18 protein-coding genes are annotated in these 20453 nt (G+C 34.7%); 8 read left to right on the plus strand and 10 right to left on the minus strand.

All coding sequences use genetic code 11. From position 1 onward, the window contains the following. The first annotated feature begins 180 nt into the window (after positions 1-180). Positions 181-714 (plus strand): nucleoside tri-diphosphate phosphatase, encoded by a 534-nt coding sequence (gene ntdP, locus LAB100_RS09540; protein WP_119327297.1) that lies wholly within the window; start codon positions 181-183, stop codon positions 712-714. A gap of 290 nt (positions 715-1004) precedes the next feature. Next, entirely contained in the window at positions 1005-1337 is a 333-nt protein-coding gene (locus tag LAB100_RS09545) for a hypothetical protein (RefSeq protein WP_126322037.1), read from the plus strand. 39 nt (positions 1338-1376) lie between these two features. On the opposite strand, the gene LAB100_RS09550 is transcribed toward LAB100_RS09545, so the two are convergent. From LAB100_RS09550 to LAB100_RS09575, 6 genes are all read right to left on the minus strand, one after another. Continuing rightward, the gene (locus tag LAB100_RS09550) at positions 1377-2132 is read right to left on the minus strand and encodes an amino acid ABC transporter ATP-binding protein (protein WP_119327299.1); all 756 of its coding nucleotides are present in this window, start codon (positions 2130-2132) and stop codon (positions 1377-1379) included. After that, positions 2132-2827: an amino acid ABC transporter permease gene (locus LAB100_RS09555; RefSeq protein ID WP_119327300.1), complete on the minus strand. Its 696-nt coding sequence runs from the start codon at positions 2825-2827 to the stop codon at positions 2132-2134. The genes LAB100_RS09550 and LAB100_RS09555 overlap by 1 nt, the downstream gene beginning before the upstream one ends. Before the next feature lie 33 nt (positions 2828-2860). Further along, positions 2861-3643, minus strand: a complete 783-nt coding sequence (locus LAB100_RS09560; protein WP_119327301.1) for a transporter substrate-binding domain-containing protein — start codon at positions 3641-3643, stop codon at positions 2861-2863. A 75-nt stretch (positions 3644-3718) separates the two neighbouring features. Beyond that, entirely contained in the window at positions 3719-4642 is a 924-nt protein-coding gene (cysK, locus tag LAB100_RS09565; protein ID WP_119327302.1) for a cysteine synthase A, read from the minus strand. Between the two features lie 13 nt (positions 4643-4655). Continuing rightward, entirely contained in the window at positions 4656-5450 is a 795-nt protein-coding gene (locus tag LAB100_RS09570) for a homoserine O-acetyltransferase/O-succinyltransferase family protein (RefSeq protein ID WP_119327303.1), read from the minus strand. 256 nt (positions 5451-5706) lie between these two features. Next, positions 5707-6168, minus strand: coding sequence for a hypothetical protein (locus LAB100_RS09575; protein WP_119327304.1), 462 nt, complete (start codon positions 6166-6168; stop codon positions 5707-5709). A 130-nt stretch (positions 6169-6298) separates the two neighbouring features. Between LAB100_RS09575 and LAB100_RS09580 the strand changes: the two genes are divergently transcribed. The 6 genes from LAB100_RS09580 to LAB100_RS09605 all read left to right on the plus strand — a co-directional run bounded on the left by LAB100_RS09580 (position 6299) and on the right by LAB100_RS09605 (position 15710). Continuing rightward, on the plus strand, positions 6299-7654 hold the full coding sequence (locus LAB100_RS09580) for a hemolysin family protein (RefSeq protein WP_119327305.1): 1356 nt from the start codon (positions 6299-6301) through the stop codon (positions 7652-7654). Positions 7655-7800: 146 nt separating this feature from the next. After that, positions 7801-9378: a peptide chain release factor 3 gene (locus tag LAB100_RS09585; RefSeq protein ID WP_119327306.1), complete on the plus strand. Its 1578-nt coding sequence runs from the start codon at positions 7801-7803 to the stop codon at positions 9376-9378. A gap of 407 nt (positions 9379-9785) precedes the next feature. Then, a complete protein-coding gene (locus LAB100_RS09590; RefSeq protein ID WP_119327307.1) occupies positions 9786-10790 on the plus strand; it encodes a glycoside hydrolase family 73 protein in 1005 nt (334 codons plus the stop codon). 188 nt (positions 10791-10978) lie between these two features. Further along, entirely contained in the window at positions 10979-13480 is a 2502-nt protein-coding gene (locus LAB100_RS09595) for a lectin-like domain-containing protein (protein ID WP_119327308.1), read from the plus strand. 136 nt (positions 13481-13616) lie between these two features. Continuing rightward, on the plus strand, positions 13617-14951 hold the full coding sequence (gene brnQ, locus LAB100_RS09600) for a branched-chain amino acid transport system II carrier protein (RefSeq protein WP_119327309.1): 1335 nt from the start codon (positions 13617-13619) through the stop codon (positions 14949-14951). A 9-nt stretch (positions 14952-14960) separates the two neighbouring features. Then, positions 14961-15710, plus strand: coding sequence for an HAD-IIB family hydrolase (locus tag LAB100_RS09605; RefSeq protein WP_119327310.1), 750 nt, complete (start codon positions 14961-14963; stop codon positions 15708-15710). 94 nt (positions 15711-15804) lie between these two features. Here LAB100_RS09605 and LAB100_RS09610 read toward each other — a convergent pair whose 3' ends face one another. From LAB100_RS09610 to LAB100_RS09625, 4 genes are all read right to left on the minus strand, one after another. Then, complete coding sequence (locus LAB100_RS09610) at positions 15805-16749, minus strand: sugar-binding transcriptional regulator (protein ID WP_119327311.1); 945 nt, start codon at positions 16747-16749, stop codon at positions 15805-15807. Between the two features lie 116 nt (positions 16750-16865). Beyond that, positions 16866-17165, minus strand: a complete 300-nt coding sequence (locus LAB100_RS09615) for an SLAP domain-containing protein (RefSeq protein ID WP_162894264.1) — start codon at positions 17163-17165, stop codon at positions 16866-16868. 41 nt (positions 17166-17206) lie between these two features. Further along, the gene (locus LAB100_RS09620) at positions 17207-17635 is read right to left on the minus strand and encodes a hypothetical protein (RefSeq protein ID WP_162894265.1); all 429 of its coding nucleotides are present in this window, start codon (positions 17633-17635) and stop codon (positions 17207-17209) included. Between the two features lie 201 nt (positions 17636-17836). Next, on the minus strand, positions 17837-20419 hold the full coding sequence (locus tag LAB100_RS09625) for a SpaA isopeptide-forming pilin-related protein (RefSeq protein ID WP_162894266.1): 2583 nt from the start codon (positions 20417-20419) through the stop codon (positions 17837-17839). Between the last annotated feature and the right edge of the window lie 34 nt (positions 20420-20453).

Here is a 20453-nt window from a genome sequence, read left to right on the forward strand (position 1 = left end):
AAACGATTGTGAACTTCAATCGGTTCAAATTCGTGCCCACTACGTTCCAGCCCAATCGGCTTTGTTGTGGAAGACGGCAAATTTATACTGTAACTAATTAATAGGGATATCTTTCAATAGTTTCACAGCTCTGGTATACTTTTTTTGGATAAGATTTAGATTATAGAAAGCTGGTAAGTTATGCAGATTCCTAGAGAAGGGGATTACGTAGCAATCCAGAGTTATAAGCATGATGGTCATTTACATCGTACTTGGCGTGAAACAATGGTGTTAAAGACAAGTGAAAACGAAATTATAGGTTGTAATGAGAATACTCTTGTCACAGAAGCTGATGGACGTCGCTGGGTAACAAGAGAACCTGCATTGGTCTATTTTCATAAGAAATATTGGTTCAATATTATCGCTATGATTAGAGATAATGGTGTATCTTATTACTGTAATTTGGCGACACCATTTGCTTTAGACAAAGAGGCCATCAAATATATTGATTACGATTTAGATGTTAAAGTTTTTCCAGATGGAGAAAAAAGATTACTGGATGTGGATGAGTACGCCGCACACAGTAAAATGTGGAATTATCCACCTGAAATAGACACGATTTTACATGATAATGTCGACGTTTTAATTGATTGGATCGACAAGGGCAAAGGACCGTTTTCACAAGCCTATGTTGATCTATGGATGCAAAGGTATAATGAACTGTCACACCATTAGGATTGCTATATCCTGATTAGGCTACCGTTTAGGTAGTCTTTTTTTGTATCAAAGAGAAAGAAATGGAACTACGAGATTGATGAACATTGTGAGTTTAAATAACCTAAGTAATATGGATAATGCTAGGAAACTTTTACATCAAGTTAACTAAAATTTTACATACCATTGTTAAACTGAGCTTAAAGAGAATACGAAGAGGAGATCCAATGCTTATACCGTGGAGCCAGTTTATACCATACTTGTGTATAGTAATGATTCTGTATCTTAATTTTAGAAAACATGGCAGGTTAATGGAGTATAGCGAATGGTTGTCCTATTTGATAATTATTTTAGGTATCTTTTCTGAAATTATCATCAATAATGAATGGCACAATTACGAAATACTTGGTCCTTATTTCAATTTCTTATTGATAGCATATATTGGTTTGAATAAAACTGCCAAAAGTTTTCAAAAAGAAGTCCGAAAATGGCTAGGAGTGTGGAGGTTCGTACTGTTTTTTGTATTAATAGCAATTATATTTTCAATTAATTTAAAGTATGCACCGGTTGTATATATGGTAATTGTTTTATCTTACATTTTGATTTTAGTTGTTTATCGAATAATTGTTTTATTGAATGAATAAAAAAGCAGCTAACGTAATTGTTAGCTGCTTTTTGAGGTTTTATTTCAAAGTTTTACTATCATCAAAAGTAATACCGGATAAGAAATCTTTAATTCTTGTTGTCGGATGATTGAAGAAATCATCAGGAGTGCCATCAAAGAGAATGTCACCATTTTCTACGAAGACGATCTTGTCGGCAACTGAACGGGCAAATTCCATATTATGTGTCACGATAATCATTGATTGTCCCATTTTACTCAATTCTTCCAAAATCAAGAGAACTTGGGTTTCTAACTCTGGATCTAGAGCACTAGTTGGTTCATCTAGCAAAACATATTCTGGATCCATAGCTAAAGCACGGCAGATAGAGATACGCTGTTGTTGACCACCAGACAATTGGCTAGGATAACGATCAGCATATTCAGCTAGTCCAACTTGTCCCAATAGTTGACGAGCACGTTCTTCAGTTTCTTGTTTAGATTTTTTTAGAACTGTCATTGGAGCAGTCGTAATGTTTTGTAGCACGGTTAAATTAGGAAAGAGATTCCAATTTTGAAAAACCATGCTAGTTTTCTTTCTAATATCAAAACTAAGTTTTTTGGAGACTGGTTCAGCATAATTTAATTTGATATCACCAAAATCTAGAGTTCCACTTTCAGGACGAACTAAGAGATCAAGTGAACGAAGCAAAGTAGATTTACCAGAACCAGAAGGTCCTAAGATAACAGTTGTTTTACCATCTGGAAAATCAACGCTGAGGTCTTTTAAAACCTCTTTACCACCATATTTTTTAATAACATTCTTTAAAGTTATCATTAAGCTTCACTTCCTTTAACATATTTTGAAGTTCTGCGTTCGAGATAATGTTGCAAGAAAGTAAGCAACGTGCAGACGACAGCATATAGGAAAGCGGCCAATGTGTACATCAATAGTGGTTGATAGTTTTTGGCAGTAATCTGTTGACTGACTTGGAACATTTCCAAGATAGTGATTGAACTAGCCAAAGATGTATCCTTAACCAAACTGATAAAGGAATTAGATAATGGTGGCAAAGCAATTCTGATAGCTTGTGGTAAAACGATCTTCATCAAAGTTTGCTTTGTTGTGAAGTTCAATGTAAAAGCAGCGTCCCATTGATCTTGAGGAACTGATAACAATGCTGAACGGATTGTTTCAGAAGCATAAGCTCCGGTATTCATTGAAAAACCAATTACGGCGGCAATAAATGGTGATAGTTGTACGCCGGCACTTGGTAGACCAAAGAAAATAATAAATAATTGAACTAGCAATGGTGTAGAACGAAAGACCCAAACATAGAAGTTAGCAACTGCCCGTAGTGCCAACCAAGGATATTTGATAAGTTTGTTTTCACTAGGTTGAATAAATTTAATTAATGCTGTTAAAACAGCTAGAATCAATCCAAAGATAAATGAAATGATTGCTAATGGAATTGTATATTGCAACATTGCAGATATCATTTCCGGTAATGACGTAATGATTATATGCCACATGAAATAAAAGCCCTCCTCAGTGAGTTTTAAAAATTATTTTTTGGTAATGTCTTCGCCAAAGTACTTGTTAGAAAGCTTTGTCATTGTGCCATCTTTGTACAATTCGTTGGTAGCTTTTGTAACATCTTTGCTTAACTTAGTTGACTTCTTATTGAAGATTGGAGCAATTTTTGATGCTGGAAGTTTACTTTCAGGAATAGTGATGTATTTAAGATCAGTATTCTTATGATCTTTCTTCCATGTTAGGAAAGCTTCTTTAGAATTAAAGGCACCTTTGACACGACCTTGATCGATCATTGACATTGAAGTTTGGAAATCACTTGAAGGAACGACATCAGCCTTGAACTTCTTAGCATCATTGAAATTATCAGTACCAGTACCGGCAGCAATCTTTTGACCCTTAATGTCGTCAACGGAGTTAATACCAGAACCATCCTTAGTAATAACTACGGATCTTGAATAGATGTAAGGTGTTGAGAATAGGTATTGTTTCTTACGTGAAGCATTCTCAGCTACGTTATTGATAACAACGTCAAATGTATTTGAATTTAGACCAGCAATTAATGAATCCCATTTTGTAGGAACAAATTTAGCTTTAAGACCAAGCTTTTTGGCAATAGCCTTACCATAATCAACTTCAAACCCTTTAAGCTTTCCGTCCTCACGATATGAATATGGAGCGTATGTTCCTTCCAAACCAATTGTTAATGTACCCTTTGTTTTGGTATCACTAGCATTCTTATTACTTGAGCAGCCAGTTAGTACCAAAATCAAGGCCACAAGTGTAGTTAAAATTAAAGCAATTCGTTTTTTCATTTTTTAAATCCCCCTATTAAAAATCATCATTTTCTATTTTCGCATAAATTAAAGCCGGTTAGAAAGAATATGACTTTAAAAATTAAATAAATCAGTAGAAAGGTATCTTTCACCGTTATCAGGTGCCACAGTTACGACTGTTTTGCCTTTGCCTAATTTCTTGGCGATTTCAATTGCACCAAAGATATTAGCTCCAGCTGAGATGCCTGGAAGGAAACCTTCTTTTTGGCTTACTTCTTGAGCGGTTTGAATAGCTTGATTGCTAGTTACTTCTATTATATCTGAGTAAGCATTTTTATCGAGCGTATCAGGAATGAAGCCAGCACTGATACCTTGAATTTTATGTGCTCCGGCTTTTCCTTCTTTAAGTAGAGGAGACTCAGCAGCTTCAAGAGCATAAACTTTAACGTTGGGATACTTCTTAGTCAAGGCGTGACTAACACCTGAGAGAGTACCACCAGTACCAACGCCAGCAACAAAACCATCAATTGGTGTGTCTTTGAAAGCATCAACAAGTTCTTTGCCGGTTGTAGCTTCATGAATGGCAGGATTAGCAGGATTTTGAAATTGCATAGGCATAAAGTAGCCATTTTTTTCAGATAAGTCAGTAGCCTTTTTTATAGCTCCACCCATACCATCTTTACCAGGCGTCAAAATTAATTCAGTACCATAGCCTTGCATTAATTTGCGACGTTCAATACTCATTGTTTCTGGCATAGTGATAATTAGATGATAACCTTTAGCGGCTGCAACAAGCGATAGTCCAATACCAGTATTACCAGAAGTGGGTTCAACTAAAGTGTCACCTGGTTTGATTTTACCGGCCTTTTCAGCAGCCTCAATCATTGAAAGAGCAATACGATCTTTAATTGAACTACCAGGATTGAAGAATTCCAATTTAACGTAAACGTCGGCGGCGTCATCAGGCACGATTTTATTTAATTTAACGATAGGAGTATCTCCGATAAGTTCAGTAATATTTTGAGCAATTTTTGTCATAATAATTTTCTCCTTAGCAAGTAGTTAATTTGTGTGAACTGACTGTTTGTAGCCAGTTTTGATAAAAGTTTCGTTGTGTTTGTCTCCAAGAAAACATTGGTTTGTGATCAAGGGAAGAATAGTAATTTAAGGCGGGTAAGGGATGTTTAATTTTAGGACTATTAAGTTCACGATGATATTCCTTATCTAATCCATCTTTTTGATATTCCAAATGTGAAAAGATAAAAGTTTGATTTTTTTTGTTTGATTCAATTAATGTCAATAAACCATTTTCACTAATTGCTTCAACCTTTAATTCAGGATTATTAATGATTTGTTCATGATTCATTTCAGCATAGCGAGCATGCGGTGCTGGAAAATTATCACTGATATTTTCCAAAAGTAGTGAATTTTTTAAAATTTGATTCTGAAAAATCCCAAATGCTTTGTGAGGCAAGATTTTTTTGTCAATGTTGTATAAACGATTAAGGGCAGCCATTGCGCCCCAACAGACATAGAGTTGAGGGATATTTATTTGATCTAGTAGATCAAGCAACTCGTTGATTTCATCAAAGTAGCTAACTTGAGGAAAATCTAATTTTTCAACGGGACTACCAGTAATAATAAAACCATCTAGGTCTTTAATTTCATTCAAATCTAATGGTTGCATGTTTTCGGTAATATGTTCGTCAAGATTTCGGTCAACATAACGAGTGGCTGAATAATAAAACTTCAATTCAACCTCGTCACCTAAAGCTATTTTAAAATTAGCCATAGTTTCGAGTTTGTTTTGCATAAGATTCAAGATTCCAATTTTGATATGTTCCACAAGTAACTCCTTTCTAAGTAGCTAAGAACACAAAAAAGCGGAGCTGACTAATGTCAACTCCGCTTGATAGTTTTTAGTTTGCACTACTTGATTATCAATTGAGTGGTATTAGACATGTTGAAAAAGTATAGTAATGTTCATTCATTACTACACAACAACATGATTCAACTTGTTTTTGATTAAAATTCAACATGTCCAACTCCTCCTGCAATTAAGATGTCTCAAATTTACAATTAAAAATTTAATAAGTCAAGCACTATTTCTTTTTTTCAGTATAAATCGATAATGACTCAAATTCTAGATATGAGGCCAAAGTTAGTGATATGACAAGGGCCAGTACTAACCAGCCAAGGGTTCTACCTAAAATAATTGTTAGTGGCAATAATTTGGCAACCAGATAGATGCTAGCTATTGAAAGACAGAAATCGACAGCCAAATTGGCGCTGATAACAGTTTTACTTCTTTCTAGAATAAAAAAGTTAAGCAATTCTTTAAGAACTTTTCTAGTTGAACTGCGATACATAATTAACACAGGTCGTTGCGCAATTACTTTGACCGCAAACATTCCAAAGGCACCTACGATTCCACCCAGAATTATCCTCCAGGTCAGAGCGTGTAAGACCAATGAATTATAAGACACACCAATAATTGCCAAACAAAGGATGTAAGGGATTATGAAGAAGAATAAGTAGATGATCGCAATTTTTTTATTAGACATTTTTGAAAACTCCCTATATACTGATAGTCTTATTTTATCATTAAAAAGGTTTATTGTTGAATACATTAACACCTGTTATAATTGTTTTGTTTATATTCAAAGTTTACATATGAAAGAGAGTGCGAGTTAAATGAGTGGTGACTCTTCTGGAGCGTCGCTTTCCGGGCAGCTGATTTTAATAATTGTTTTGACAATTTTAAATGCTTTTTTTGCAGCAGGTGAGATGGCGATTGTTTCCGTAAATAAGGCGTCTGTTGAGGAAAAGGCCAAGAATGGCAATCATGGAGCTAAGAAAATTCTCCAATTTATCAATCAACCTAATAAGTTCTTATCTACGATTCAAGTAGCAATTACATTAGCAGGATTCTTGTCCTCAGCTAGTGCAGCAACGACCTTGAGTTCAAGGATGGAAGGGCTGATTGGAAGTTTTCCTGGTAGCCGGGAAGTTTCAATAGTAATCGTAACGATAGTTTTGTCGTTCATTACTTTAGTTTTAGGAGAATTGTATCCTAAAAGGATAGCGTTACAACGTCCGTATGAAACGGCTAGTTTTACACAACCGTTGATCAGTTTTTTTGGTTGGATCTTGAAGCCCTTTGTATGGTTGTTGGATGCGACAATTGGTTTATTGATGAAAATCACACCGATGGATTTTAATAAACAGGGCGAGCCAATCACTCGTAATGAAATGATTGCGACTCTTAAAAAGTCGAGAAACAACGGTACGATCAATTCAGATGAATACCAAATGTTACAAGGAATTATTCGCTTTGGCGACAAAACTGCCCGTGAGATAATGGTTCCTAGAACAGATACCTTTATGATTGATATCAATGATTCAGTTGATGAGAATATTGATTCTATTTTGGCTCAACCTTATTCAAGAATTCCAGTCTATGGTGGAGATAAGGATAATATTATTGGTATTATTCATATCAAAGACTTGTTAAAGAAATCTCGTGAAATTGGTTTTGATAATATTAGTTTGAAATCAATTATGAAAGAGCCATTATTTGTTCCTGAAGCAACTAATATTGATAGTTTATTGCTAAAAATGCGTAGCACTCAAACTCAAATTGCCATGGTTGTAGATGAGTATGGTGGAATCGTTGGTTTAGCCACAATCGAAGATATTTTGGAAGAGATTGTTGGTGAAATTGATGATGAGTACGATCCTGTAACTAAGAATTTTCAAAGGTTAGGTGCTAATAAGTTTTCAGTGGTTGGTTTAATGACGATTGAGGACTTTGATGAAATCTTTGAAGAAGACATTCATGTTGAGGATGTTGACACAATTGCTGGATACTTGATCATGAATCTTGGTGAGATTCCTGACTCCAAGCACCCTAAGTCATTCAAACTGAGTGACGGAACAGTGATAACATCTGGGGAACTGAATGGATCAAGAATTGAAAATGTTATTGTTACGGTTCCTGATAGTAAACTAAAAAATGTAACTACTAACATGTACAAAGAGAAATACTAATTGTATTTCTTTTTTTTCGAGGAAAATTATGTTGTAAATATATTACTGATATATCCAATAATTAAAATTTTATGGGTTTTATAACTAACTAATAGGAAGGAATGCACAAAAATTAGATAACTTTTGATTTTGTGCTCTAATATAATATGGATCAAAAAGAATTAGAACAAGAAGTAAACAAACGTAGAACCTTTGCGATTATCTCTCACCCGGATGCTGGTAAAACTACCATTACTGAACAAATGCTTTATTTTGGTGGTGTTATTCGTTCTGCTGGTACAGTTAAGGCTAAAAAATCAGGTCAATTTGCAACTTCTGATTGGATGGAAATCGAAAAGAAACGTGGTATTTCTGTTACCAGTTCAGTAATGCAATTTCATTATCGTGATAAGGATATTAATATCTTGGATACTCCAGGACATGAGGATTTTTCTGAAGATACTTATCGTACTTTGATGGCAGTTGATGCTGCAGTCATGGTTATTGATTCAGCTAAGGGTATTGAACCACAGACTAAGAAATTGTTTAAAGTTGTTAAGAAACGTGGAATTCCTATTTTTACATTTATGAATAAGTTAGATCGTGATGGACGTGATCCTTTAGATTTAATCGCTGAATTGGAAGATCTTTTGAATATTGAGGGCTGTGCAATGAATTGGCCAATCGGTATGGGTAAGGAACTGAAAGGACTTTATGATATTCGTAATAGTCGTTTGGAACTTTACCGAAAAGATGGGGATGACCGTTTCTTACCATTAGGTGAAGATGGAAAATTGGCAGAGCATAATCCAATTGAAGACACGGGTGTCTATGATCAAGCACTCGGGGAAGTTGATTTGATTAAAGAAGCTGGTAATCAGTTTGATATCGATAAAGTGCTTGCTGGTAATCAAACACCAGTCTTCTTCGGATCAGCTTTGACTAACTTTGGTGTAGAAACATTCTTGAATACATTTTTGGATATGGCTCCAGCACCAAGCGAACATAAAGAAAAAGATAGCGATGAAATCGTTAAGCCTGATGATTCAGAATTTTCAGGATTCGTCTTTAAAATTCAAGCTAATATGAATCCTAATCATCGTGATAGAATTGCTTTCGTTAGAATTTGTTCGGGCGAGTTTGTACGTGGTATGGATGTTAAATTGCAAAGAACTGGTAAAGTTATGCGTTTAAACAATGCGACTGAATTTATGTCTGACCAAAGAGAAACTGTTAAAACAGCTGTTGCTGGTGATATTGTTGGTTTATACGATACTGGTAACTTCCAAATCGGTGATACGATTTATACAGGTAAGAAGTCAGTACAATTTGAAGACTTGCCACAATTTACACCTGAAATGTTCATGGAAGTTCAAGCTAAGAATGTTATGAAGCAAAAGTCCTTCCATAAGGGAATGCAACAGTTGGTTCAAGAAGGTGCCGTTCAACTATATAAGAAATATACAACAAACGATTATATCTTGGGTGCCGTTGGTCAACTTCAATTTGAAGTTTTCCAATTTAGAATGAAGAACGAATATAATTGTGATGTAGTAATGAAACCAATTGGTTCTCGAATTGCTAGATGGGTCGATCCGGAACAATTGGATCAATCTATGTCATCAACTAGAAATATGTTGGTGAAAGATTTAGATGACAAACCATTGTTCCTCTTCGAAAATAGATTTGCAGAAAACTGGTTTGCTAATAAATATCCAGATGTTAAGTTAACTTCAAAATTATAGAAAATCGCTGAATAGCGGTTTTTTTTATTGTAAAATTTTAATGGTAGTACAAAAATTCACAAATAAAGGAGGCCAAAGAGGACGTTCAATAATGCTCGAAAAGCGTAATATGAGGGGATTTGAATCAAATAGTCAAAAATTATAATTCTAACTACCGATTATTTTTCTTGATTACTAGCAATAATAAAATTGTTAATTTTTACGGAATATTATTTAAAATAAGATTATTTTCCTAAAGTGAGTATAAGAATTCTTTAGATTCTTAAGGATTTCTTAAAGTCAAGTCACAAAAAATTACAATTTATTTTCGAATGTTTAATTCTTGTTACAAAATTCGAGTTTTATTGAAACTACTTTTTTTAAATAGTAGTCTATAACTAGATTATTTATTAAGGGGAAACCATTCTATGTCTAAAAAAAATCTACTCACTAGTGCTTTGGTACTTGGCACATTAGCTGCAACTGCGACACCTTCTGTCGTGTCAGCTGCAACAACAAACGATGCAGATTCTGCAACATCTCAAACAAGTACAGAACAAGTAAATAACAAATCAGAAGACAATACATCAAATATCATTGCCGGTTCAAAGGTAAAAAAAGCTGATACAACAGTTGCTACTTCAGCTACTGTTCAAGCTGCCAGTGAATCAATTAATAATGCATTAAATACAACCGCTGTTATTCAAGCAGCTACTGGTGTTACAACAGCTCAACAACAAGCTTTCTTAAATCAAGCTGTTCCTATGGCTCAAAAGGCTGCTAGTCAATATGGCCTTTACACATCTGTTATGTTAGCTCAAGCTATTCTTGAAAGTGCATGGGGCACTTCAACTTTAGCTACACAAGGTTACAACTTATTTGGTATTAAGGGTGATTACAATGGTGCCTACGTAACAATGCCAACTTCAGAATGGAGTGCTTCACAAGGTTGGTATACAATCAATGCTAACTTCAGAAAGTACCCAAGTTACTATGAATCATTTGCTGATAATGGTAATAAATTACGTAATGGTGTTTCTTGGAATACTAGCTTCTATAGTGGTACATGGAAAGAAAATACAAGTTCATACAAGGATGCAACTGCTTGGTTACAAGGTAGATACGCTACCGCTCCTAACTATGCTTCATCATTAAATAATTTGATTCAAACTTATAATTTAACTCAGTATGACGGTACACCAGAAACAAACGGTGGATCACAAACAGACAACAATGTTATTAATGTAAATAACAAAAATGGTGATTACGTAAGTATTGTATCTTTCAATAGTAACGGCGAAGCATCACCAGTTACTAATAGAGCACTTGCAAACAATACACCTTGGTATACTGACCAAACTAAGACATACAATGGTCATACATATTACCGTGTTGCTACAAACGAATGGGTTCAAGATACTTATTTGGCATAATAATACGGATAATTTTAAAAGACATTCTCATTGGAGAATGTCTTTTTTTTGTTCAAATCCAATTTATACGATATTTATTTATAGAATATGGATTATAATTTTGAAAAAATATTATAAAATTATATTACTCATAATAAGTAAATTTTATTAAATCTATTACTATTTTGTGCTTTCAGGAGGGGGCTGTCATGTTAAAAAATAATAGAAATATTTTTAGAATAGCTTTGCTGTTTTTATTATCTTTCGTTGCTTTTCTTTTTACGGCGACGTCAACGATAGCTGCACCGACTGTTTCTCAGGTCTATAATGCTGCACCAGATGGTTTGAATATCAGCGATTATATGACGGGTGTAGAAAAATATAATGACGGTACTATAAATAATGTGAAAATATATAAATCAGGATCAAGTTATGGCAATAAATCGGATATCATTCAACTCATGACTGATCAAAGTGGAGCTAGCAGTAAACAGTTATCGTCAATTTGGGGTAAACGACCAGATGATCCCGGATCGACTGATGATAAAATAGACAATTATTTTGATCTATCAAAAAAACAAACAGTTTCAGCCTGGATTTATTTAGGTGATAAAGATGGATACCCAAGTGGAACAGCTAATAATGATACAGCCAAGAGTTTGCCGGATGGCTTAGCTTTTGTACTTCAAGATGATGCTCGAGGGAGTAGAGCGATTGCTACAACTAATAGTGGAGAATCTGCCTTTGGAGAAACTCTTGGTGTCTGGGGAAGCTCAGGTCAAAGTGGTAATAACTCAACGATTTCTCGGAATTTAGGTTTAACGGCAATTCAAAATAGTTTTGCTTTGGAATTTGATACCTTGCAAAATAATACACCGATTACTTCTATTTTAGGAAAAGATGATTTCTTTGATGGTGGTTATTATAACGGTTCACAGATGGCTAAGGGTCAACATATCGCTTGGAATTATCCTGCTAGTACCGAAATATGGTCAGGGGATACTTTGACACCAAGTCCTAATAATAACGTTGATGTACCTTATACCTATATGAGTAATTATTATTCATTGGGTTTAATATCTCCTTATTATTACGGATTAGTACATCGTGATTCTTTACAAAATATTGATTTAACTGGACAGTACACGGTTGCTGATTCTTGGCAACACTTTAGGTTAACGTATACTCCACCAGCTTCAGGAAGTACGGTGGCTACGATATCATATGTTTTCAATGACAAAACTTATGATGGAAAGATTAAACCATATACGCAATATAATAAGAAAAATAATCGTCAAATTGATATTGCTCGTTTTATGAAAAATGGGAATACTAAAGTACGTTGGGGGTTCACAGCTTCAACTGGTTCTCCTAATTCTGCTCCATCAACTTTTGCGGCCATTATGCAAGAAATGCCGAATACCGCTAATATCGATACGACGACAAAATTATATGATTTGTCACAGTATGACAGTAATGGTAATTTGGGGCGTGAGATTAGTGATCTAGATAAAAAAGAAACTCTTGAAGCAATTGACCCAGCAACTAAAAATCCGGAATATAATGTCGCTAATGGTGATAACTTGAGGTTTGATTATAACTTAACTTATAACTCAGGTTTTGCTGGAACTGGTGGTGAAATTACAACAGCAATTAGTTTACCGAAAAGTGTTGATTTTACACCCGATGCGGATAACAACATCGGACAGATAGTTTATTCAGGATTCTCTGATGATTCGAAAAATAAAACAGTAAAGATATCAGCCAGTGATATTGAAAATGACGTTTTGAATCTTAATTTACAGACGATGGATACTGAAGGTCAAATTGCTAAAATTGAGTTGTTTGGAAAAGCCAATGCTACGACAACGCCAACTAAGGTACTTGGACAACATGTATCTTATAAGAGTTTACATTTTATTGATGATGTCATGAGTCCGTCCTTTTTAATTAACGACCGGTTGAATTTATCAACTAAGGATAATCTAGATTTGGGTTCGATTGATATTAAAAGTACGGATAATAATCAAGTAGATTTAAATTTAACGACTAATTATGCTGGAGGTTCTAGTTTTGATACTAAGGGCGTAACTTTATATACTCAAATTGATGATAAAACACCGACGACAAGTAATATCTCAACGTCTGATGGAAAGAGTTCTTATGATATTGCAAATAATATAGCTAATTCAACGCAGTTCAGTGCTAGTTATTTGGGTGTGGGTGATCATAAAATTAAGGTTTATGTGATAGATTCCTTGAAGAGAGTTAGTGATCCAATAGTATATACGGTTAATGTCAAAGGAAAGGAATTGAAATTACTGGTAGACGATATTTATTCTTTCCAAAACATTAACTATAAATCCAGTACCGGTTTTGTAAAGAGAAATGGAGATTGGAAAGTTTCTGTTTTAAGTGCTGACACGCCATGGACTTTGACGGCAAGTGCAGCCGATTTAACCTTGGAAGGTGACAAGAGCCAAACTATTGGACCACTCTTTTATCGAGATAAGAATAATAATGATTTTTCAATGGCCAATCAAACACCAGTCATTGCATCGGATGACAATACTTCGGCTGCAACTAAGACGACTGACGTCAGTGGAAATTGGGGCAATGAGGACGGAATTTTGTTGCAAAATAATACTGTAAAGCCAGCAGGAAAGTATTCTGGTGTAATCAAGTGGAATTTGATTGATAGTGTTTCATGATACGTTGTGAGAATATATTGTGTTCAGAAGTAAATAATGAGAGCTAAAAAGTATATTTTTTCTTCTATACAGTTGTTCTCACGACTAGACTCGCTTATTATATTTAAATGGACTTTTAGGTAAGAGAGTGAAATTAATGAATGAAAAATTAACGTGGAGAAACTTGTTTTTTATTGGTTCAATGCTATTTGGACTATTTTTTGGTGCTGGTAATCTGATTTTTCCAGTATTTTTAGGTCAACAAGCTGGTAGTAACGTTGTGTATGCCATTATTGGATTGTTGATAACTGGGGTTGGTTTACCACTATTGGGTGTTGCCAGTATGGGAATGACTGGTAGCAATAGTGTCTTTGATCTAGCAGGAAGGGTTAACCGGCCTTATGCTTATATTTTTACAATTTTGTTGTATTTAACGATGGGACCGTTTTTTGCGATTCCGCGGTTAGCGACGATTTCTTTTCAATTGGGGATTGCTCCGTTTGTAGAAAAAGGTAATCAAAACTTAGTTTTATTGATTTTTTCAGCTATCTTTTTTGGAGTAACTTTCTTATTCTCAAGAAAACCTAGCAAATTAATGACGTATGTTGGTAAATGGCTGACACCAATATTTTTAGTTCTATTGGGTATATTAGTTGTGACAGCTTTTATTAAACCAATGGGAAGTATTAATACCTTGCCGCATGGACAATATGTTAAACATCCTGTGTTGACTGGTTTTACTGAAGGCTATAATACTATGGATGCTTTAGCATCATTGGCTTTTGGAGTGGTCGTAATTGATACTATCAAGTCTTTAGGTGTCAAACATCCGGGACAGATTGCTAAAGATACGATTAAATCAGGATTGATCAGTGTTGTCTTAATGGGGATAATTTATGCTTTTTTAGCCTTAATTGGAACTATGAGTGTAAATAAATTGCCATTAGCTTCAAATGGTGGCGTAACTTTGGCGCAAGTATTCAATTATTATTTCGGCTCATTTGGTAGTTTATTATTGGCATTGATAGCGATTATTGCTTGTTTGAAGACTTCAATTGGCCTTATTTCAGCGTTTGGCGAAACGGCAACAGAAATGTTTCCTAAATTTAATTATCAAGCTGTTTTATTATTTGCTGGTGGATTGTCATTTGTCGTAGCCAATATTGGATTAACAAAGTTGATCAATTATTCGACACCGGTTTTGATGTTTCTATATCCTCTAGCGATAGTTTTGATAATAATTGCTGTTTTCACACCTTTAATTGGTGAATCCAAATGGATTTATGGTATGACAACGTTATTTACAGTAATTCCAGCGTTGTTTGCTGGTTTAGCAGCGTTACCTAAAGAATTGAAAACTAGTAATATGATCCAACAAGTTCTCATCTGGAATAGTCATTTGCCTTTAGCACAACTCAGCTTAGGATGGATGGTTCCAGCGTTGATAGGTTTGGTAATAGGTTGTTTAATTAGTAAAATTAAAAAAGCCTAGGAGTAAAGAATGCAGTATATTTTTGATGTTGATGGAACATTGAGCTTTGATGGTAAAACAATTTCTCCATTAATAAATCGGGCCATTAAAGATTTGATTGATGCGGATAATGAGGTGATATTTGCCTCAGCACGACCAATTCGAGATTTATTGCCAATGATTCCAAGTTTTACGGATCATAAATTGATTGGAGCTAATGGAGCCATGATTTCATTGGCAGAGGAAATCAAAGTAATATCTAAGATTCCTGATAAGGATTTTATGCTTTTAAAAATTTTAATTGATAAATTTGAATTGAATTATATCGTGGATAGTAGTTGGAATTATGCAAGTAGAATCACACAATCAAGTTTTATTGAAAGAATGATTGATCCAGCTCAATTAGCTGAAAAAATTACTTTGGATGAGATTATTGAACCGATTAAAACAATTTTTGTGAATGTTGATAATGAACTTCAACATCAGTTGATCACGACAATTAAAGAAAAGACATCTTTAAACATTATTGGTTTATCTGGTGAAGGGACAGTCGATATTACGGCTTCAGGGATTAATAAATTTTCAACTTTGAAATATTTAGAAATTGAAGATTATGTTGCTTTTGGTAATGATTGTAATGATTTAGAGATGTTGGCAGGTGCGACTAGAAGTGTTTGGATCAATAGTAAACCAGATCTTCAAGAATTTAGTCGGCAAATGGACATAATTTGCAAACCTGATCCAGAAGCAGTTGCAAATACGATAAGAAGTTTTATTTAATAAATACGTCAGGGAGTATTAAAAAAGCGTCTATTAAGAGATTCAAGTATATTTTACATACTTCGAATATCTCCTAATAGACGCTTTCTTTATTTTATAACTCTGTAATTAACTTTTGAGCAATTGGTTCGTTTAAAATAACATCGGTAAAGTAGTTACCATTTAAAACAGCTTTTAAAGAATTAGTTTTAAATTTATCGTTTACGATACCTACTCGAGTGGGTACCTCTAAAACTTGTGCTAATTTTATACCAAATACTTTGTCATTATCTTCTGTAATTAACAGTTTGCCATCTTTGTTGATAGGTCGTCCATAGATTAAGGCAGCAATTGAATTGGAGTCAACGTTTGGAAAAAGCAAATTTTTATTATCACGCCAAGTGTCAATACTATTGATTGAATCGACTGTTCCAATACTGGCAAAAATCAAATCCAATTTTTGGGCAACAGTCAAAGTTGGTTTGATAGCCGGTTCTAGACCTAATTGTTGGCGAACCGCACTATTGAGAATATAAAGTGGGGCATCAATAGTTAAATATTGACTATTATATTTATTAGCTGCTTTTTGAACCATTCGCATGGTTCCTGCTAAAGAATTGTTTTTGCCATTTCCACCCATGAATTGAGTAAAAAGCATATTGTTTTTAGAAATTGTTTGAAATGAATCAATTACGTGATAAATAGTGTCTCCCCAAGTGAGACCAATCAATTTTTTGCCATCAATCAAATCTTGAAGATATTTTGCTGCAAAGGAATAAAACCGATCATTTTGGTGAGCAATATCATCAGTATTTTTCAGAATGTAGAAATTAGCATTAGGAAAAGCCAAACTGAGTTTGTCTTCCAAATTATGACTACGTGAAAAAGGCGAACTAATGTTGATCGTAACGATTTTTTTGTCGATTGCTTCTTGCAAATATTTAGATATTTTATAGCGACTGATTTTATATTTTTTTGAGATATCACCTAAATTTAGGTGATTTAAGTAATATTCTTGAGCTAAATCTACTAATAATGAAGTACTTTCTCCATGAACCATAAATAAGTCTCCTTTGCATATATAAATTACCTTATTTATGTTTATAATTCAATTTTAAAGATAGTTATGAAATTAAAAAAATGTCACATGTTTTGCGACGTTTTAATTAATAAAAATTATTTTAAACTGACATTTGATGATTTGACGTATTGATCCTTGCCAATTTGATAGTAAGTACAATTTTTAATAGATTTCTTTTCAGAAGTTTTTTTAGTTGTTCCTTTAGTTAAACATTTTGAAATCTTTTTTCCTTTTTCATTATAGAGTTGAGCTTTGGCAACTTTAACCGTTATTTTAGTAGATTTGATCTTGCTAGCTTGAACGATTTGGGAAGATGTAATGGCTGGAATACTGATACTACCAGTACCTATGGTAAATAATGAAACGAATAAAAGACCTTTTTGAATTAATTTCATATTATTATCTCCTTGAGAATACATTAGATAACGCTTACTCGTTAAAGCCAAGTGCTATCACTAACTTGAATCATTTTATCCTTAGAAACCTTGTAATAAGTACTGTTGTAAAAGGCATCACGGCTACCAATAGGGCAAATTGTATCTTTAGTTAGATGATGAGTTAGTTTATTGCCTTTAAGATCATATAAGCTTGCTTTAGGAACCGTTACTTCAAGACGGAAATTATTGGCAACGGCAGTAGAAATCATGTTGCTGTCTTCTTGAGTATCATCAGTGATAACTTTTACATCTGATGCCTTGATCAATTTATCATTTGCTATACGATAATAAAAACCAGTAGTATTTAAATTTTCATAACTTGTGGAAGCTGCTTCAATAGTTTTACTACTGATAATTGGAATGGTTGTGATACTAGCTCCAACAGCCACTAAGGATGCAAATAAAAGACTTTTTTGGATTAATTTCATAATATTTATCTCCTTTGAGGAAACATGCATTAGTAAAAGGTGAAATTATTAGATAACTGAATATTTATTAATATCTTGTTATCAAAAATTATAATAGACGATTTAATTTTAAAATTGTTATCAAAAGTGTAGCCATTCTGTACATAAAAATGCCCATGTAGCAACTATCTAATGATGGTCGTTATATGGACATTTTTGATTTTAGTAACTTAGTTTTTTGATCAAGTGTTTGAGAATTGCAAATAAAGCAATGAACAAACCACTGATCATCATGAATAAGCCACTTTCATTACCGGTTTGTGGGAATGTACCTTTATTGTAACCATTGCCAGAAGCCGTTGAGTTTGATCCAGGAAGTCCAACAACTCCGGAAGATGATCCACCACCAACATTACCAGGATTGATAGGTGGTAATACTTCATCAGGACTTGGAGCTGGTGTAATAGCGCCAGGATTTTCAGGACTAGGTACCTCTTCATCATTATTGTCATCGGTACCAGGAATCTCTGGATATACAGGTGGAACTACAGTACCAGGGTTTTCAGGTTCGCTGGGTTCTTCAGGACCAGTAACAGGAGGTTTAGTACCAGGTTCACTAGGTTCTTCAGGACCAGTAACAGGAGGCTTAGTACCAGGGTTAGTAGGTTCTTCAGGACCAGTAACGGGAGGTTTAGTACCAGGGTTAGTAGGTTCTTCGGGTCCAGTAGTAGGAGGTTCAGTAGTACCGGGTTCTTCAGGTTCACCGGGAGCTTCAGGACCACCGGGTTCACCAGGGTTAGTAGGTGTTTCATTATTCTTGGCTGTCAAAGAATCAGTTTGACCTTCTTTAACAGTAAAGATAATAGGTGCAATGTTGATTTCATAGCCTTCAGGGGCTTTTGTTTCAACTAATGAATATGTACCAGCGGGTAGGTTTGGAATACTGATTTGACCTTTATCATCAGTAATCAAATCACTTTGAAGAATGTTATCTTCACTGTCTAAGAGATTATAAACAGCTCCAGGTAAGAAGTTACCAGTTTTAGAATCGACCTTTGTTAAAAGAATGTTACCAGTGTTAGGTGTGACGGTTGTGGCAACATTGAATTTCTCTAATTCAACAGGGGTTGTTTGACCAGCAACAACTGTAAAGTTGATAGGAGTTTCATTCAATTCATAACCAGCAGCTGGTTGTGTTTCGACAAATGAATAGTCACCAGCAGGTAAATTATCAATGGCAATTTCACCATTACCGTCAGTAACAAGACCTTCTTGAATGACATTACCGGCGCTATCTAATAAATTGAAGGTTGCTCCAGCAATAGTTGCTTTAGAATCTGGATCAAGTTTCTTTAAAATAACAGCACCTAATTCTGAAGTATCGGCTTGACTCAAGTTGAGATCAATAACTCCATCGTTAGGAATTGTGAAGCTAATAGGTTCAGTGTTTAGTTGATAACCGTCAGGAGCTTTTACTTCAGTTAAAGTGTAAGTTCCGTATGGCAAGTTTTTAATGGCTAAGACACCATTTTCATCAGTAGTACCATTGGAAATGATAACGTTACCCTTACTATCGACAAGCTTGTATTCAGCGCCGGCCAATCCTTGCTTACCAGTAGCATCAGTCTTTTTAAGTGTTACAGAACCGACACTTTGTTCACCATTACCAGTACCAGAACCACCCCAAGATGTTGAGGAATCGATAGAATAATCGCCTTCACTAGAACCCATAGTAGCGTGGTTGGTCCAAGTGGTAATGCCGCTTTCACTTGTGTCAGTTACTTTAACTCTGTAGTAAATATCGACTGCAGTTGTAACGTAGTCAGGAAAACTAATAATGACTTTGTTGCCGTCAGTTGTAACTGTAGGATTTAATTGCTGTCCATTACTTACAAAACCATTAGGTCCGTAAGATCCACCGATAGCAGTTAAAGATCCAGGAATATATTCTTGGTTAGGCCCAAGAAAGTCGGTAATAACGACATTTTTTAAGTTGTGTTCGTTAGGATTAAAAGCAATGTTCCAAGTTAATTCATCAGGAATATTATTTTGATCGTAACCTGCAACCCAGCCGTTTTTGTTGAACATCCAATTTTGTCCAACATTATTATCACCAGTATTAGTACCTTTAGCAACGAGTGATAAAGTACCTGTACGGTTTGTATCAGTGCTTTCTAGAGCATCGTTGAAAGTAATAGTACCAGTTGATTCACCATTCTTGATAGTAGCAACACCGATTTCTTTACCACTACTATTGTAAATAGGGAATGATAAATCCCCAGAAGCAACAAGACCTTCAGGTAGTTGGAAGGATGACATGTCGCCAGCTTCAATGACTACTCCATCGGCGATACTCCAGTTGTAGTTAACATTAAAGTTCAACCAAGTATATAAATTATCCGATGGTTGAATAGGTTGACCATTCATATCAGTTACTTTAGCATCAGGTCCATTAACACCAGTGAGAGGGATGTCTTTTCTAACAACTCTATCTGTTGTAGTAGTAGGTGATGTTGAGGTAGCTGTATTAGCAGTAGTGGTACTTGCTGCAGTTGAATTTGTTGTAGGAGTTTGAGCAGTTGTAGTTTGAGTAGTTGAAGGAGTAGATGCAACTGTTGCAGGACTTGTAGCGGTATTTGAGGCCGTTGTTGAAGTCGTAGTCGTCCCTGGCGGTGATTCAACTCCAGAAACAGGTGGTGAATCCGTAGCAGCACTAACTGTTAGTGCCTTGGGAAACAAAATAAATAGAAATGCTAGAAATAAACCAACGATAGATATAAAAATTAATGGTTTTTTCATTTTCATATTGATCATCTCCACTTTAAAGAGCTTAAAAATT

It is taken from the genome of Companilactobacillus musae (genome assembly GCF_003967595.1).
In the GTDB taxonomy this organism is placed as follows: Bacteria; Bacillota; Bacilli; order Lactobacillales; family Lactobacillaceae; genus Companilactobacillus; species Companilactobacillus musae.

Coding starts and splice junctions, on each gene's coding strand:
- LAB100_RS09560 (WP_119327301.1), bottom strand. CDS start 3,643: ATGAAAAAACGAATTGCTTTAATTTTAACTACACTTGTGGCCTTGATT.
- LAB100_RS09610 (WP_119327311.1), bottom strand. CDS start 16,749: ATGGTTCATGGAGAAAGTACTTCATTATTAGTAGATTTAGCTCAAGAA.
- LAB100_RS09590 (WP_119327307.1), top strand. CDS start 9,786: ATGTCTAAAAAAAATCTACTCACTAGTGCTTTGGTACTTGGCACATTA.
- LAB100_RS09580 (WP_119327305.1), top strand. CDS start 6,299: ATGAGTGGTGACTCTTCTGGAGCGTCGCTTTCCGGGCAGCTGATTTTA.
- cysK (WP_119327302.1), bottom strand. CDS start 4,642: ATGACAAAAATTGCTCAAAATATTACTGAACTTATCGGAGATACTCCT.
- LAB100_RS09575 (WP_119327304.1), bottom strand. CDS start 6,168: ATGTCTAATAAAAAAATTGCGATCATCTACTTATTCTTCTTCATAATC.
- LAB100_RS09545 (WP_126322037.1), top strand. CDS start 1,005: ATGGAGTATAGCGAATGGTTGTCCTATTTGATAATTATTTTAGGTATC.
- LAB100_RS09620 (WP_162894265.1), bottom strand. CDS start 17,635: ATGAAATTAATCCAAAAAAGTCTTTTATTTGCATCCTTAGTGGCTGTT.
- ntdP (WP_119327297.1), top strand. CDS start 181: ATGCAGATTCCTAGAGAAGGGGATTACGTAGCAATCCAGAGTTATAAG.
- LAB100_RS09615 (WP_162894264.1), bottom strand. CDS start 17,165: ATGAAATTAATTCAAAAAGGTCTTTTATTCGTTTCATTATTTACCATA.
- LAB100_RS09585 (WP_119327306.1), top strand. CDS start 7,801: ATGGATCAAAAAGAATTAGAACAAGAAGTAAACAAACGTAGAACCTTT.
- LAB100_RS09550 (WP_119327299.1), bottom strand. CDS start 2,132: ATGATAACTTTAAAGAATGTTATTAAAAAATATGGTGGTAAAGAGGTT.
- brnQ (WP_119327309.1), top strand. CDS start 13,617: ATGAATGAAAAATTAACGTGGAGAAACTTGTTTTTTATTGGTTCAATG.
- LAB100_RS09605 (WP_119327310.1), top strand. CDS start 14,961: ATGCAGTATATTTTTGATGTTGATGGAACATTGAGCTTTGATGGTAAA.
- LAB100_RS09595 (WP_119327308.1), top strand. CDS start 10,979: ATGTTAAAAAATAATAGAAATATTTTTAGAATAGCTTTGCTGTTTTTA.
- LAB100_RS09555 (WP_119327300.1), bottom strand. CDS start 2,827: ATGTGGCATATAATCATTACGTCATTACCGGAAATGATATCTGCAATG.
- LAB100_RS09625 (WP_162894266.1), bottom strand. CDS start 20,419: ATGAAAATGAAAAAACCATTAATTTTTATATCTATCGTTGGTTTATTT.